Source organism: Archangium sp. (assembly GCF_045802675.1).
Taxonomy (GTDB): Bacteria; Myxococcota; Myxococcia; order Myxococcales; family Myxococcaceae; genus Archangium.
In genome coordinates this window covers 1-15,825 of record NZ_JBJMQO010000032.1, presented here as the reverse complement: position 1 = coordinate 15,825, position 15,825 = coordinate 1, and the positions used below count along the sequence as shown (strand labels likewise).

General features: G+C 71.2%; 9 protein-coding genes. 5 read left to right on the top strand and 4 right to left on the bottom strand.

Going from position 1 to position 15,825, the window contains the following annotated elements:
• Positions 1–18 precede the first annotated feature (18 nt).
• Positions 19–1,947: a thiamine pyrophosphate-binding protein gene (locus tag ACJ8AN_RS09425; protein WP_407754936.1), complete on the bottom strand. Its 1,929-nt coding sequence runs from the start codon at positions 1,945–1,947 to the stop codon at positions 19–21.
• Positions 1,948–2,304: 357 nt separating this feature from the next.
• Between ACJ8AN_RS09425 and ACJ8AN_RS09420 the strand changes: the two genes are divergently transcribed.
• The 3 genes from ACJ8AN_RS09420 to ACJ8AN_RS09410 are packed head-to-tail and all read left to right on the top strand — an operon-like array spanning position 2,305 to position 5,253.
• Positions 2,305–2,733, top strand: a complete 429-nt coding sequence (locus ACJ8AN_RS09420) for a hypothetical protein (protein ID WP_407754935.1) — start codon at positions 2,305–2,307, stop codon at positions 2,731–2,733.
• Between the two features lies 1 nt (position 2,734).
• Positions 2,735–3,874, top strand: coding sequence for a DegT/DnrJ/EryC1/StrS family aminotransferase (locus ACJ8AN_RS09415; RefSeq protein WP_407754934.1), 1,140 nt, complete (start codon positions 2,735–2,737; stop codon positions 3,872–3,874).
• Positions 3,871–5,253, top strand: a complete 1,383-nt coding sequence (locus ACJ8AN_RS09410; protein ID WP_407754933.1) for a coproporphyrinogen-III oxidase family protein — start codon at positions 3,871–3,873, stop codon at positions 5,251–5,253. Before ACJ8AN_RS09415 ends, ACJ8AN_RS09410 begins: the two co-directional genes overlap by 4 nt.
• On the opposite strand, the gene ACJ8AN_RS09405 is transcribed toward ACJ8AN_RS09410, so the two are convergent.
• Together ACJ8AN_RS09405 and ACJ8AN_RS09400 are read right to left on the bottom strand one after the other, a co-directional pair.
• Positions 5,210–5,638, bottom strand: coding sequence for a hypothetical protein (locus tag ACJ8AN_RS09405; RefSeq protein ID WP_407754932.1), 429 nt, complete (start codon positions 5,636–5,638; stop codon positions 5,210–5,212). The two genes, ACJ8AN_RS09410 and ACJ8AN_RS09405, sit on opposite strands and share 44 nt — an antisense overlap.
• A 102-nt stretch (positions 5,639–5,740) precedes the next feature.
• Positions 5,741–9,211, bottom strand: coding sequence for a DUF2135 domain-containing protein (locus ACJ8AN_RS09400; RefSeq protein ID WP_407754931.1), 3,471 nt, complete (start codon positions 9,209–9,211; stop codon positions 5,741–5,743).
• A gap of 259 nt (positions 9,212–9,470) precedes the next feature.
• On the opposite strand from ACJ8AN_RS09400, the gene ACJ8AN_RS09395 reads away from it, so the two are divergent.
• Together ACJ8AN_RS09395 and ACJ8AN_RS09390 are read left to right on the top strand one after the other, a co-directional pair.
• Positions 9,471–12,092 (top strand): DEAD/DEAH box helicase, encoded by a 2,622-nt coding sequence (locus ACJ8AN_RS09395; RefSeq protein ID WP_407755011.1) that lies wholly within the window; start codon positions 9,471–9,473, stop codon positions 12,090–12,092.
• Positions 12,093–12,421: 329 nt separating this feature from the next.
• Entirely contained in the window at positions 12,422–14,680 is a 2,259-nt protein-coding gene (locus tag ACJ8AN_RS09390; protein WP_407754930.1) for a family 1 glycosylhydrolase, read from the top strand.
• Positions 14,681–14,726: 46 nt separating this feature from the next.
• Here the strand turns inward: ACJ8AN_RS09390 and ACJ8AN_RS09385 are convergent, their stop codons facing one another.
• Complete coding sequence (locus ACJ8AN_RS09385) at positions 14,727–15,632, bottom strand: SPFH domain-containing protein (protein ID WP_407754929.1); 906 nt, start codon at positions 15,630–15,632, stop codon at positions 14,727–14,729.
• Positions 15,633–15,825 lie beyond the last annotated feature (193 nt).

Here is a 15,825-nt window from a genome sequence, read left to right as displayed (position 1 = left end):
GCGGAGGCGGGCCCGCGCTCAGCCCTGCTTCGGCGTCGAGGCGACGGCGGCGAAGCGATCCCCGTACGGCGGCACCTCGCGGTAGTCGATGCGGCAGACGATCACCTGGGGCCGGCGCTCCTCGTCCGCGCGCTGGAGCACCTGGGGCAGCAGCTGCGCGAGCTGGCCGGGCTTCGTCACCTCGTAGGCCGCGGCGCCCAGCGACTCGGAGAACTTCACCAGGTCCGGGTCCCCCAGGCTGAAGTAGGGGTCGTCCAGCGCGTACTCGCCGCCGGACTGGGCGTGCTCGCCGTGGTTCACCATGCCCAGGTAGTTGTCATTGAGGACGATGTACACGGCCCCCACCCGGTAGCGCACCGCCGTGACGAGCTCCGTGCCATTCATCAGGAACGAGCCGTCCCCGGTGAGCGCGATGGCGGTGTTCTCCGGCCGGCCCACCTTGCCACCGATGACGGCGCCCAGGGACCAGCCCATGGAGGACAGGCCGCAGGGGTAGAAGACGCGTGCGGGCGGGGCGATGCGCAGGCAGTGCGTGGCCCAGCCGGTGCAGTTGCCCATGTCCACGTACAAATCCGTGTGGCCGCGCAGGTGCGGGTTGAGCTCGTCCATCACGTGCTGCGGCTTGAGCGGCCCGTCCTCGGGCAGCACGGGGGCCGCCGAGCGGTGCGCGAGGTTGAGCGCGTTGAGGTGCTGGCGGCGCTCGCGCACCTGCGCCTCGTGGCCCGGCGCGCTCGAGTGGCCGAACTCCACCAGCCCCGCCACCACCGAGCCCACGTCCGCGACAATGGGCAGCTGCACCTGGAGGAACTGGCCGATGACGGACGGGGTGGCGTCCACCTGGATGACGGTGCTCGCCGACTCGAAGAGCGAGGAGAAGCTCTTGCTGGCCCACTCCCCCAGGCGGCTGCCCAGCACCAGCAGCATGTCCACGCCCTCGCCCAGGTACTGCTCGGCGCGCTTGCTGCCGGCGATGCCCAGCACGCCCAGCGACAGGAAGTCCTCCTCGGAGAAGAGCCCCTTGCCGCGCAGGCTGGTGGCCACGGGGATGCAGTAGCGGCGCACGAAGGCGGCGAACTCCGCGCCCCGGCTCTCCAGCGCCTCGCGCGCCCCCGAGCCCAGGTAGATGAGGGGCCGCTTCGCCTGCCGCAGCAGCTCGAAGGCCGTGTACACCTCGGAGGCCGGCGCCGCGGGCAGGCCCCCCTTCCACGCGCCCGGTGCCGTGGGCACGCTCACCTTCGCCAGCTTCTGCCGCGCCACGTTGGTGGGCAGGCTCACGTGCACCGCGCCGTGCGGCACCGCGTACGCCGTCTTCAGCGCCCGCTCCAGCAGCCGGGGGAAGCTCCTGGCGTCCACGATGGTGGTGCTCGAGGCGGTGCAGTGCCGGAACATCTCCGCCGTGTTGATGCCGCCCTCGTCGGTGCTCTCCTGGATGGCCCCCAGGCCGAAGCGCTCGGTGGACACCTGCCCGCTGAGCGTCAGCACCGGCACCTGATCCAGGTGCGCCGAGGCCACGCCCGTCATCGCGTTGGTGGCCCCGGGGCCCGCCGTCACCACGCACACGCCCAGCTTGCCCGTGGCGCGCGCGTACCCGTCCGCCATGAAGGCCGAGCCTCCCTCGTGGCTGCCGATGATGAAGCGGATGCGCGACTGGCGGCGCAGCGCCTGCACCAGCGGCGCGATGTTGCCCCCGGGGATGCCGAACACCGCGTCCACCTGCTCCGCCTCCAGGTGCGCCAGCAGTGCCTCCACCACCGTCACCTCCTCCAGCGTCCCGAAGGTGCGCAGCTTCACCAGCGCCGGCTCCTCCGCCCGCGCGTGCGGCTCCGCCTGCGCCGTGCCCTCCCTCGGCTGTCCCACGGCGGGCGCCCCCTGCGGGAACAGCACGGAGGTGGACTCGGCGCGGATCAGCGGACTCGGCGCGGCCTTGGCGAGCGCGGGCTGGGACACAGGCTCCCCTTTCTGGTGTGACGTGGCGGGTGCGCGCTGCCCCGGGACGGCGGGTGGAGCGGCCCTCACCGGCTCTCATTTTGTGAGATGGTGAGCAATACGTGCGCGCGACACAGTGTGTCGACTTATGACGTTTGCGCAAATTACCGCAAATCCTGGACCCTGGGAACAGGTAAATTAAATTTTTTCAACTCGGCTGGATGCTTGGGTGTGCTAGGGGGCCGCGCCCTCTGGGATTGTGGCCCTGGTGAGTCCGAGCGTGAATTTTCGGACGAAAGAATGTTCACGCTAAGCTGTGCGCCCCCCTTCGCGGCGGCCCACGGCGCGGGGTCATTCCCCATCGACACGAGGCAAGTGATGCCTGTCCCTCAGAACATCGTCACGGACTACGGCTTTCGGGTCCACGCTCCCGGGTACATCACGCCCGCGGAGGCGCGCGCCTGGTTCGAGGATCTGAAGGCCCGGGTGCAGGCCCTGGAGGGCAAGCCCTTCGGGATGATGGTGGACTCGCGCACCCAGAAGGCCAACCCGCCGGACACCCAGGAGCTCATCAAGGAGTCCATGGTGTGGCTGCGCAGCCATGGCATGGTGCGCTCGGTGGTGGTGCTCGACAGCACGGTGGCGCTCATCCAGATCCTCCGCCTGGCCAAGGCCACGGGCGTGTACGCGTACGAGCGGTACATGGACGCGCTGAAGGACCCGGAGTGGGAGGCCAAGGCGGTGGGGTGGATCCGGGACGGAATCGATCCGGATCTCCCGCAGCCAGAGCAGCGGCAGGGGCGCTGAGATGGGCCGCTACCGCTATCCGTGCACGGGCCCGGTGGAGACGGAGGGCTTCGAGCACTTCGTGGCCGGGCACCTGGGCCCCGCGCGGGCGAACCTGAAGGGCTTCGCGGCGGAGCTGGGCGAGCGCTTCGGCGCGGCGCACGTGTCGCTGGTGAACTCGGGGAGCTCGGCGAACCTGGCGGCGGCGCTCGCGCTGGCCGAGCGCACGGGCCCCGGGGCGCACGCGGTGACGGCGGGCTTCACCTTCCCGACGACGCTCTCGTCCCTGCGCACCGCGGGCTTCTCGGTGACGGTGGTGGACACGGAGCCGGGGGGGTTCTGCATCGACCCCGAGGCGGTGCGGCGCGCGTTGAGGCCGGAGACGCGCGTGGTGTGCGTGACGCACTTCCTGGGCTTCCCGGCGGCGCTGGAGGCGGTGCTGGAGGTGGCGCGCGAGCGCGGGCTGCTGGTGCTCCAGGACGCGTGCGAGACGATGGACCTGCGCATCGGCGGCAGGCCGGCGCACGCGTACGGGACGCTGACGACGTGGAGCTTCTACCATCCGCACCACCTGTCCTCGTTCGGAGGGGGTGCGGTGGTGTGCCCGGACGCGGGCTGGCAGCGGGTGGTGGAGTCGGTGACGCACTGGGGCCGCGAGTGCACCTGTCACTATGACCCGGGCGCGTGCACGGCGCCGCCGGGCATCCACCACAACTTCCATTACGTGCGCTCGGGGCACAACCTGGAGCTGTCCGAGCTCAACGCGTGCTTCGGCCGCTTCCAGCTTCGCAAGTGGGATGCGCACGAGGCGAGGCGTCACGCGTATTACGCCAGGCTGTACGAAGCGCTGCGGAACGAGCCGGGCCTGAAGGTGTACGCGGCGCCAGCGGAGAACGGCTCGCCCTTCGTGTTCCCCTTCTCGGTGAAGACGGGGAGCGCGGCGGGGCTGGCCGAGCGGCTGATGGCGCGAGGGGTGGAGGTGCGCACGCTGATGGGCGGAGCCATCACCCGGCAGCCGGCGTGGAAGGACCTGCCGCACGACGGGCTGGCGAACTGCACGGCGCTGGCGGAGGCCTCGCTCTTCGTGGGCATCCACCAGACGCTGGCGGAGGAGGACGTGGCGGCGGTGGGGCGCATCATCGTCGAGGAGTCGCGGCGGTGAGCTGGCGTCGGGCGCTGGCCCTGGCGTCGGCGCGGCCGTTGGACTTCACCATTCAGTATCCGCCTTCGCGGGAGTACTTCCGCGAGCGCTTCTCCTCGGCGCCGGGAGAGGGCCTGGGGCTGGAGGCGCTGAAGCGGGTGCTGCTGTACGTGCACGTGCCCTTCTGCGAGGCGAAGTGCTTCTACTGCAACTTCGCGGTGGACTTGCGGAAGGGGGCGGCGGTGCACGCGCGCTACGTGGACGCGCTGTGCACGCAGCTCGAGCGCCTGGACGCGGCCCTGCCGGAGTCGAGCACGGTGCCGGGAATCGACATTGGCGGAGGGACGCCCACGCTGCTGGCGCCGGAGCTGCTGACGCGGGTGCTGGAGGCGCTGCGTCCGTGGAGGCGGCGGTGCGAGGGGGCGTGGCCGCTGTCCATCGAGACGACGCCCCGGGTGGCGGCGACGGACGGGGAGCGGCTGGCGGTGCTGAAGGCGGGCGGGGTGGACCGGGTGTCGATGGGGCTGCAGAGCACGAATGACGAGACGCTGGCGCAGGTGAACCGGCGGGCGCAGCGCAGCCTGGGCGAGCGGGCGGTGGAGGCGCTGGTGGCGGTGGGCTTCCGCCGGGTGAATGTGGATTTGGTCTTCGGGCTGCCGGGGCAGACGCGGGAACAGTGGTGGCAGGATTTGGAGCGGGTGACGGCGCTGCCGGTGGACTCGGTGACGACGTATGACTGTCTCTACCGGGGAGCGGGGAGGGCGATGCCGAGGCTGACGGCGGTGCGGCCCACGCCCGCGGACTATGGCGCGCTGTACGATCTGGCCTACGAGCACCTGACGGCCAATGGCTTTCATGCGCCGTATGGCTCGGTGAACTTCTCGCGGCACGCGGGGGAGACGGGGACGTCACCGTACTTCGAGGGTCGGCTGTTGGACGGGCTGCCCTACGTGGGAGCGGGCAATTACGCCTCGAGCCTGGTGGGAGCGCGCTGGACGTTCGCGCCGTACGAGGTGGACGCGTACGTGGCGGCGGTGGAGGGCGGAGCGCTGCTGCCGGAGGAGGACGGGTACTCGCTGCCGGACGCGGAGCGGTGCGCGAAGTACGTGTTGCTCTCGTTGAACTTCGGAATCATCGACCCGGTGCGCTTCCGGGCCTTCGCGGGAGCGGAGCTGGAGGCGATGTACGGGCCGCAGCTGGAGCACGCGGTGCAGGTGGGCTGGCTGCGGAAGCAGGGCGGGGTGTACGGGGTGGAGCCGGGCCGGTTCCGCGAGCTGCCGTGGATCCGCGCGCTCTTCTACCCACCGGGAGCGGTGGAGTGGCTGTCGGCGCGGACGCCCGATTCCGGCTCCGCCATCAGCCCGTCTTCGCGAGCCGTTCCGCGCGCATCCGGGAGATGAGCTCGCGCGCCTCGGCTTGCGAGGAGGCGAAGCGCACCTTGGTCAGGACGCTCTCATCCGCGCGCCCGCTCAGGTGCGCCGCGAGCGCGATTCCCTTCGACACGGCCCGGTGCAGCAGCCGCGCTCCGATGTAGATGGTGCCGAGAATCCACTCCGGCTTGATGTTCAGGCTCAGGTAGCGCCCGCCCTGCACATCCAGCGTGGTGGCTTCGCTCAGGTCCGCCACGATGAGGATGGGCCGCTGCTGGCCCAGCTCCCGGTAGATCTCCACCAAACGGGGGGCGTCTTCATAGGTGGCCCGGCCCCGGGTGTGGACCCAGACGAGCTCGGGGGGCTCGAAACGAATCGTGGTGTCTCCGACCTTCCACTCGCGCTGCTCGGACATGGGTTCATGCTGATAGGTGGGGAAGGCCTCGCGCGAAACGGGCTTCCCACCGGATGTGCTGTGCCCAACGTTCGCGAGCGCCGCGGCGGCCGGGCCACCACCTCATTCCCCGCTCTTCGCCACCCGCTTCCCCGGGACCACCTCCTCGCTGCGTAGGAGCAGGGCGGCCTCGGCATTCGGCAGGATGCGCAGCTGGAACTGCCGCTGGTATGCGTCCTCGCGGGAGAAGACGCCCTTGTCCGTCACCAGCAGGAGCGCCGTGGGCACCACGTAGCGCGCCGAGTTGTTGCCGAAGTAGTGCACCGCCACCTGGTACGTGCCACGAGCGGCCTTGCGCGCGTGGTACAGCTCGGGCCCGAGTCCATTCGTGGTGTCCCAGTGGAGCTGGCCTCCCAGCTTCGTCCGCATCCGCTGGTAGGAGCACCGCTCGCCGTTGGGCTCCACCACCCACAGGTCGATGTCCGTCGAGTCCGAGTTCCAGTGCATCGTGAGCTGGTAGTCGATGGGCCCCATTTCCACGAGCTTCGCCAGCTCGCGCCGCCGGGCCTCCAGGGCCTCCACCTCCGCCCCCGAGAGCCGGGAGCGCTTCGCCAGCGCCATCAGCATCCGGCCGTAGTGGTACGCCGCCACCGTCCGGGTCTCCTCCTCATGCCGGGCCCAGCCTCGCGCCAGGACGATTTCCCAGTCTCGCGCCGCCTCCGCGGGCCGCCCCGCCGCGTCCAACGCCAGCGCCTCCTCGAGGAAGGCCTGCGGCTCGAAGGGGCGGTTGAGGCGCACGTGCTCGAAGAGCTCCGTGGCGGCCGTGTACTGGCCGAGCGCCAGCAACCCATAGCCCACCATCCGCAGCGCCTCGGGGTCCTTCGGCCGCAGCTCCACGGGTGACGAGAGGGCCCGCACCGCGCCCCACGTGTCTCCCGAGAAGGCCCGCTTGCGCGCCACCGCCTCGTACACCATCACGTCGTCCCTGTTGGCCCGTCGCGCCCGCCGGTACTCCAGCTCCGCGCTCAGCCGCTCCTCGCCTCCCGCGTAGGGCTCGTCCCGCAGGGGTTGGGCCTTCAGCCGCGAGCCGAGCTCCGCCTGCTTCGCCCCCAACACCCGCAGTACCTCGCGCCCCGAGTCCGGCACGCCATCCAGCGCCAGCCCCTCCAACTGTTCGCGTGCCTGGTCTTGCTCGCGCCGCCGCAGTGCCTCCAGCGAGGAGAGGTCCACCTGCTCGTCCTGTACCGCATAGCGCACGTAGTCCCCCTCCGACTCCAGCACCAGCATGGAGGCCCGAGCGTTGGCCAGCCGGTAGTGCTGGCTGAGCGCCACCACCATCCTGTCCACCCGTGGGTCCTCCAACGCCACCAGCCGAGCCACATACCCCTCCGCCCAGGCTCGTGGCGCGAAGGCACTGTCCCGGTCGCGCGGCAACGGCACCCGCATCGTCCGCTCCTGGCCGTCCGAGCGCACCACCACCGCCAGCTCCGCGGCGCCCTCGTCCACCAGCCGCCCGGCCACCAGCAACTCCTGCCCCGGGAAGACGAGGTGCGGCCGGCCGGCCACCACCAGGTCCTTCACCTTCGAGCCCCGCACCTCCACTCGGGCCAGCACCGCCGAAGGCGCGCGGTGCGCCCGCGCCGCCGCTGGCACCTCCGAGCCGGAGAGCACGCTCACCACCCGTCCGCCGCCCGCCCGGGCCAGCGCATCGAAGAGGTCCGTGTTCACCGCCGACTCGCCGAAGCGGTAGCTCACCCAGCGCAGCGTCTCGGAAGCCGGGTGGTGCGAGATGAGCGCGTCCACCTGCCCGCGTCCCCAGGTGATGTTGCCATCCGAGAGCAGGAAGGCCGTCACCCGCCCGCCGTCCGCCGCGGGCTTCAGCCAATCGCGGCTCGCCCGGTCCAACTCGCCCAGCATCCCATCCACGTGCGAGGCGCCTTCGAGGAAGACGCGCTCCAACTCGCCAAACGTCTCCCGGCGCGCCTCGGGCGTGTTGCGCCGGAAGCCCGGGCCATGCAGCCAACGAGGCCGCACGTCGAAGAGGAGCACCGCGTACTCGGTGAGGCTGTCGTCGCGCTCCAGCAGTGCGCGCAGCAGGGCGCCCTGTAGGGCCCACGCGTTGCCCTCTTCCGCCGACAGCGAGGTGTCCACCACCAGCACTGCCCGCCCGGTGGGCACGCCTCCCTCTCCCGCGATGAAGCGCGAGGGCAGCCGCACCCGCGAGAAGAAAGCCTGTCCGGAGAGCCCCGCGGGGTCCGAGCCCACCAGCACGTCCGCGTCCGGGCGCAGCGGAGTCAGGGCCACCTGCAGCGCCCCATCACCCGTCAATCGCGGCCAGTCCCACACCCGCCAGGGCCCGAGGTCTCTCGGCTTGCCCACCTCGGGCAGGACTGTCATCGCGCGGGCGTGCCTCGGGTCCACGTGGAGGCGCGCCGACACCTGGAGCGTGCGGCCGGCCTCGGGGGGCAGGGGCCACGTGTAACGCAGACTCTGACCATCGAAGAGGAGCGTCTGCTCGTAGGCGATCACCACCCGCTTGAGGGACTTGGGGGGCAGAGGGAAGACGCGCGCGCTGAACGTCGAGGCCCCCGCCCACTCGAGCAGCGCCGGGTCCACGTTGTGCCGCACCACGTCCTCGTACACCTCGCGGGCGCGCTTGGGCTCGACGACGCGGGCCTCCTGCCGGGTGCCCCAGGAGTGCTCCGCGCCTCGAGGGCTCGGCGGGGCCGCGGCCTCCAACTCCTCCGCCCTGCTCGAGTCCCCCAGCGGTGGCAGCAACTCCGGGGACTGGAAGAGCGAGGGCGAGTCCACCTCCACCGCGCCCGAGTACAGCGCGAAGCCCGCCACCGTCGCCCCGCCGGGCAGCGGGTAATAGAAGGTGCCCTCGAGTGAGCGTGAGGTGTCGTTCTCGAAGAGGTAGTCCACCACCGTGCGCGCACGGGCGCCCTGGATGTACGTCACCACGCGCACCGCGCGGGCCGTCAGCGGCTGGTAGCGGCCCTGCTCGTCCTGCACCAGCACCTTGGCCATGCGCGGCGCGGACTCGACCTTCGGCAGCACCGGCCGGGGTGCCCGGGGCTCGCTGGGCTCGGGCTTCTTCTGTTTGAAAGGCGCCTCCTCCTTCGCTTCTTCCTCGGCCACCTCCCAATCGGAAGACGGGTCGGGCATCGGCGGCACTTCGCCGGGGACTTCTCTCGGCTGTCCGCCCAGCACGCCCCCCATCACTCCTCCGACGACGCCCCCCACCACGCTGCCCTCGACGCCTCCCCCACGTGCCTGGTCTCGCGCCTCCCACCGCCGGACCAGTGCCTCGGGAATGGGCTTCGGGTCCGCGACGCCGTCACGCAGCGCCGCGAGGTCCACCGCGCCCGTGTCCGGGAGCCCCGGTGCGGTGGTGGGCGCGACGAGGCCCGCATCGGCGAAGGCGGCGGGGACGTTCGCGGGCACCGGCAGCGGAGACGCGTCGGCCGTGACGGGCTCGGGGGCCGTGTCCGGAGCGGGCTCGGGTTCCACGACGACGGGCTCGGGCGATTCGGCCACGGGAGCGGGAGTGGCCGTGTCCTCCGGGGTGGGCGGAGTCGTGGCGCCACGCATGCAGCCCACGGAAGCGAGTGTCGCCAACAACAGACCCAACAGGAGAGCGCGCGGAAGGGACATGTAGCCCGAAGCAAATCACTTTCCGCGCCGCCTGGGTGTCATGGTTGAGTCATACGTTGTCCCTGCCCGAGTCACAGGGGGCGCGTCTCAACCCCGCGACCCGCGGTCCTCCCTCGGGCGGGCCATGCTCAGTCGTGGACGGGAGGCCCGCTCCCCGAGGTGTTCGTCCTTCCGCGCCGCGTCCGCGTCGGGCGTGATGCGCCCCGTGCGCACGCCGATCGACCGCTCCCTGCCGCCCGACCACGACGCCTTCGTCGCCGCCGAGCCACCCACGGGGCGAGTCATCGTCATCGCCCCCACGCGAGCGGCCTGCGAGACCATCGAGCTGGCCCTCGGGCTGCGCCTGGAGACGTGGCTCGAGAAGCACCACGGGCCGCGGGTGCGCGAGCTGGCGCGCGCGGGCAAGGGCTTCGGCATCGTGGCCGGGACCGGGACGGGCAAGACGCTCGCCATCCGGCTCATCGCCGAGGAAATCGTCGGCGGAGGCGGCACCCTCCCGCTGCGCAGTGGCGTGGTGAACCGCGAGCGTGAGGCCACGCCCGACACGCCTGGCTGGAACGTCATCATCGTGACGACCGGCATCGCGCGGCGCTGGTTCCAGCACGGCGACCTCCTGCCGCACGACACGCTCATCATCGACGAAATCCACCAGACGTCAGCGGAGCTCGAGCTGTGCCTGGCGCTCGGCAAGCGCGTGGGCTGCCGCTTCATCTGGCTCTCCGCCACCGTCGACCCGGCGTTCTACGCGCGCTACCTCGACAGCGCCGACGTGCTCGAGGTCCAGGCGTTCGACCCGATGAAGGTGGCCACCGTGGTGGTCGAGGACAGACAACCGCTCGCGTTCCTGGACGAGGGATTCCTCCGCTCGGTGGAGAAGGAGCAACGCGGGGTGGGCGTCTTCCTGCCCACGCGCGCGGCGGTCGAGGAGGCGGCCCGGCACGTGCGCACCGGCTGGCCGGGAATCCACGCGGCGTACTACCACGGCGGCGAGCCGATCCGCGCCATCCGCCCGTTCCTCGAGGGGACGCAGCCCCGGCCCTACGTGCTCGCCATGACGGCGGCGGGGCAGAGCGCCCTCAACGTGCAGGGACTCGACACGCTCGTCATCGACGACACGCGCTTCGCCAACCTCGTCGAGCGCGGGCGCAACGTGCTCACGCGCGTCTACCTGGGGAACAACGAACTGCTCCAGATGGCCGGACGCGTGCACGGCCGCGTGGAGGGCGGACGCGTCTTCATCCTGAGCAACCGTGACCTCGACTTCCACGCGCTCGAGCCGACGGAGCCCGAGTTCCAGCTCGCTGGAGATCCGGAGCGCGTGGCGTTCACCGCCGCGGCGCTCGGCGTGCGGGTGGAGGAGCTGGAGCTTCCCGTGCCGCTCGACCGCGGTGCCTATGCCCTCGTGCTCCAGCGGCTGCGGGAGCGCAACATCATCGATGCACAGGGCCGGCTCTCGGACTACGGCCGCGCGGTCGAGGCGCTCCCGGTGGAGCGGACGTGGGCGGAGTTGATCGTCAACGGCGAGGACGCGCTGCTCCCGTATCTCGCCGTGTGCAGCGCCGTCGAGTCGCTCCACCGCATGACGCGCGAGAAGCGGAACCTGGAGGGGGTGATGGTGCACGGGAGCGACCACCTCACCGCCTACAACCTCTACGCGGACGCGTACCGGGAGGCGGGCTACCTCGGCGAGGTGTATGGGCTGCCTCGCCACCTCTTCCAAGCGGAGAAGATCGAACGCTGGGCCGATCGGCGCGGCGTGCTGGTGAAGGCCATCGAGGACGCGGCGCTGGTGGTGGCGAGCGTCTACCGGAGTCTGGGCGTCAGCCTGCCCACGCACGTGCCCTTCGCGGGGGACCGCGTCTACCGCCGCTTCGCGGACCTGCTCGCGCGCTTCATGCCCTTCGACCTCGCCATCGACGAGATGACGGCCTCGGGCGAGGAGGCGCGCGTCTCGAAGACGAGCGTGTGCGGAAACTTCGGCGCGATCGCGGGGACGCTGCGCTACTTCGCGGACCGCCACGGTCGTTCGCACGCGGCCATCGAGGGCACGCACCTCCCGCTCGACGTGTTGAAGAAGCACGCGCGCCGCACGAAGGCCGAGCTCGCCTACGACCCATGGCACATGTCGCTCGTGCTCGACTGGCGCGTGGAGTACGCCGGCTTCGAGCTGGAGCGGGACGTCGAGGTGCTCGGCGCCTGGGGGCCGGAGTGGGCCGGGCGCGCCCGGCGCGTGCTCGCCGAGACGCTGGCGCGGGGTGAGGCGGAGCACCCGGCGGTGCGCCGCAACCAGCCGGCCATCGACGAGGTGCGCGAGCTGTGGCGCCGCTCGGGCGGACGCACGGCGAAGCTCGGGGTGCCGGAGCTGACCGCCCTCTACGAGGCCCAGCTCGGGGGCGTCACCACGATGGAGGAGTTCCTCGCGCGCCCGCTGGTGCTCGACCTGGACGCGCTGGTGCCGCCCGGGACGCGCGAGGCGCTCCTGGCGTTGCCGGACGTGGTGAGCATCCGGGACGAGGAGGTGGACCTGGACTACGAGGTGGCGCAGGACGAGGCGGGGCAGCCCGTGGGGGTGGTGCGGCTGAACCTGCCGGAGAAGCTCGCCCGCACGCTCGTGGAGGAGGAGCTTCCATTGTTCGACCGGCCGGTGCGCTTCGTGGTGGGCCGCGGCCGGCGCGGCGCCTTGCGCGCCGACACGCTGCTCGAGCTGCAGGAGCTGCTCGACATGCCGTGGATGCCCGACGAGCTCGAGGCGGCGCGCGACGAAGGCGGTGGAGGACGAACGGGGCGGGGCAGGGGAGCCCGTCGCCCCAGGCGCTGACGTCCGATGCGGGACGCCATGGCCCTGGCGGGCGCTCTCCTCCCTGCCTGCTCCGGGTCCCGAGTAGCGGCCCTGGCCGCGCGCTCCCGCCTCATTGGTCCTCGGGCCAGTTCTGAACAGGCCTCCGCAACCGAAGCTTGAAGCGGAGAAGAGCGGCTCGGGGCGGAGAGAGCAGTGCCGCGCTCGGGGCCAGCGTCCACGGTGCGCGCGAACCGGCGGCCGGGGTGCGGCTCGAAAGGGGAAGAGCGCTCGTCACGTCACGGGGGCAGGCGCACCTGGGTGAGCCGCCTGCTGCCCATTCCCTGCTCACCCCCGGGGAGAACACGCCAATGTCATTGCATCCCACCGCCAACGATTCCCAGGCGCTCGAGCTCTGGGGTGGCCTCGAGTGCACCGTCAACCGCGTGGGAGACGTGTTCTTCGACCAGATGGAGCGCAACGGCCACGCCACGCGCGTGAGCGACCTGCTCCTCTTCGCGGGCCTGGGCATCCGCGCCATCCGCTATCCGGTGCTCTGGGAGCGGGTGGCGCCCGAGAGCTTCGAGGGAATCGACTGGACGTGGGTGGACGAGCGGCTCGGACGCCTGCGGGAGCTGAACATCCGGCCCATCGTGGGACTGACGCACCACGGCAGCGGGCCGCGCCATACCAGTCTGGTGGACGCCTCCTTCGCCACCGGGCTCGCGGATTTCGCCCTCCGGGTGGCCGAGCGTTACCCGTGGCTGGAGGCCTACACCCCCGTCAACGAGCCGGTCACCACGGCGCGCTTCAGCGGGCTCTACGGCGTCTGGTATCCCCACGGCAGGGACTACCCCACCTTCGCGCGCGCGCTGGTGACCGAGTGCCGGGCCGTCGTGCTCGCCATGAAGGCCGTGCGCACCGTCAACCCGCGCGCCCAGCTCATCCAGACGGAGGACCTCGGCCGGCGCTACAGTACGCCCGCCCTGGCGCACCTGGCGGAGTTCCACAACCAGCGCCGGTGGTTGTCGCTCGACCTGCTGTGCGGACGATTGGACCGGGAGCATCCCCTCTATCGCCACATGCTCCAGTGGGGCATTGGCGAGGACGAGCTGGAGTGGTTCCTCGAGCACCGCTGTCCACCGGACGTGGTGGGCATCAACCACTACGCGAGCAGCGACCGCTACCTCGACGAGCGGCTCGACCACTACCCGGACCGCGCGCACATGGAGGAGGAGGACGGGCTGCGCTACGCGGACATGGAGGCCGTGCGCGCGCGGTTGGACATCCCCATCGGGGTGGACCGGATCATCCGCGACACCTGGGAGCGCTACCGGCTGCCCGTCGCGGTGACGGAGGCCCACCTCGGCTCGACGCGGGAGGAGCAGCTGCGCTGGCTCCAGGAGTTCTGGGAGGTGGCGGGCCGGATGCGCGGCGAGGGCGTGGAGGTGCGGGCGGTGACGGTCTGGTCCCTGCTGGGCTCCTTCGACTGGAATGTCCTGGTGTCGCGTGCGGACGGCTTCTACGAGCCAGGCCCCTTCGACGTGCGGGCGCCCCGGCCTCGCCCCACCGCGCTGGCGCACCTGATGCGCGACCTGTCGGCGGGACGCATGCGGGACGAGGACCCGCTGCTGTGCATGCCGGGGTGGTGGCACCGGCCGGACCGGCTCGTCCACCCGCCCGTCGAGGGCCGCTCGTATGCGCGCGCTCCCGTGGGGCCGGGCGTCGACATGGAGGACCGCTCCTCCCGGCCGCTCGTCATCCTCGGGGCCACCGGCATGCTCGGCCACGCCTTCGCGAGGCTGTGTGACGTCCGCGGCATCCCCTACCACCTGCTCTCCCGCTCGGAGCTGAACCTCACGGACCCGCACGCGATGGACTCCGTGTTGAGGAGGCTCCAGCCGTGGGCGGTGGTGAACGCGGCCGGCTACGTGCGCGTGGACGAGGCCGAGCGAGAGGCGGAGCGGTGCCTGCTCACCAATGCCGTCGGGCCCGCGATGCTGGCGGGGGCCTGCGCGCGCCATGGCGTGCAACTGGTCACCTTCTCCTCGGACCTCGTCTTCGATGGAAGCCATGCCCTGCTGCACAAGCCCTATGTGGAGAGCGACCCGGTGGCGCCGCTCGGCGTCTACGGGCGCAGCAAGGCGGAGATGGAGGCGCGGGTTCTCGAGGTCCTGCCCACGGCGCTCGTCATCCGCACCAGCGCCCTCTTCGGTCCCTGGGACGACGCCAACTTCATCACCCGCGCCCTGCGGACGCTGGAGGGGGGACGGCACGTGGTGGCGGCGGACGACGAGCGCGTCTCCCCCACCTACGTGGTGGACCTGGTGCACACGGTGCTCGACCTGCTCATCGACCGCGAGGTGGGGGTGTGGCACCTGGCCAACCAGGGGACCACGACCTGGGCCGGGCTGGCCGAGCGCGCCGCCAGGCTCTCCGGCCTGGAGCCCGGGCGCATCGAGGCACGCCCCGCCTACTCGCTCGGGCGCACGGCGCGGCGTCCGCGCTACAGCGTCCTGGGCAGCGAGCGCGGCGGCCTCATGCCCACGCTCGAGGATGCCCTCCAGCGCTACATGCGGGAGCGCCGCGTCGCGAGGATGGACGACCTGCAGTCGGAAGCCTGCGGCTGAAGGTGGCGGGAGCGCCGCGAGGTGGAGCGAACGTCAGGGCAGGGCGTCACCGGGATTGCGCCGGTGCCGCCACCAGCAGTTGCGCGAGCAGGTCGCTCTTCTGTCCCTCGGGGATGAGCGTCACCTTCGCGGTGCCTTCCTGGAGCCGCTGCAGCTCCAATATCTCGAACATCGCCTCGGCGATGGGCGGATCCTGCGCGACCCGCTGCAGCGCCGCGCCGACGATTTGAGGACGCAGGGCCGCCGCCTTGGCGAACGCGATGGCGGCCTGACGCTCGGCGGTGCTGGTGATGATGCTCACCTGGTTGGCGCCGTCCTGGCGGATGGCCGAGGTCACCTGCCGCAGCCGGTTCACCACCTTCTCTTCAATCTGGCGGATCATCCCGATGTCGCGGAAGTGCACCTTGCGGATGTAGACCGAGCCGAGCTGGTAGCCATAGGCGTGCGACATGGGGGTGACCTCGGCGCGCACGGTGCGGCTCATGACGTGGCGGCTCTCCAGCATGGCGGCGAGCTTCATGTTGGACAGGCAGCGCACGGTGGCGTTGCTCACGTTGGCCGCCAGCGAGCCGCGCGGGTCCGCGTTCTCGAAGAGGTACTTGAGCGGATCCGAGATGATCATCTCGTACCAGATGCCGATGCCCATCGGCGCGCCCTCCTCGGAGTTCACCGCCTGGCTGCGCAGGTACTGCTGGTCCAACCGCAAATCCAGCACGAGGCAGCGGCCCATCCAGTTCACGAGGAAGGCCTTCCATCCAATCTTGGCCCACAGCAGGTGCAGCCCGGGCTCGTCCAGCACGGCCACCACCTTGCCGAGCAGCACGTAGACGCGGCAGGTGCGCTCCTCCACGGTGGTGTAGAGGCCGAGCACCCGGCACAGGCCGAGGAAGATGGGCACGCCCACGAGCATGCCGAAGAAGCCGAGCATGGCACCGGCGAAAAAGCCCATCATGACTTCACCCCCAGCACCACGTGGCTCGCCTTGGAGAAGAGGCCGAGGCGGATGTTGCGCAGGTAGGCCTCGAGCGCGCCGGGGCCGCTCTGCCTCAGCACGGTGAGCTGGGCGGCCTCCGCGGTGAGGGGCTCCTCCTCCGCCTTGGCCTTCAGGTTTTAGATCTGAAGTGCGAGGTGTTTGTTTAGTTTGT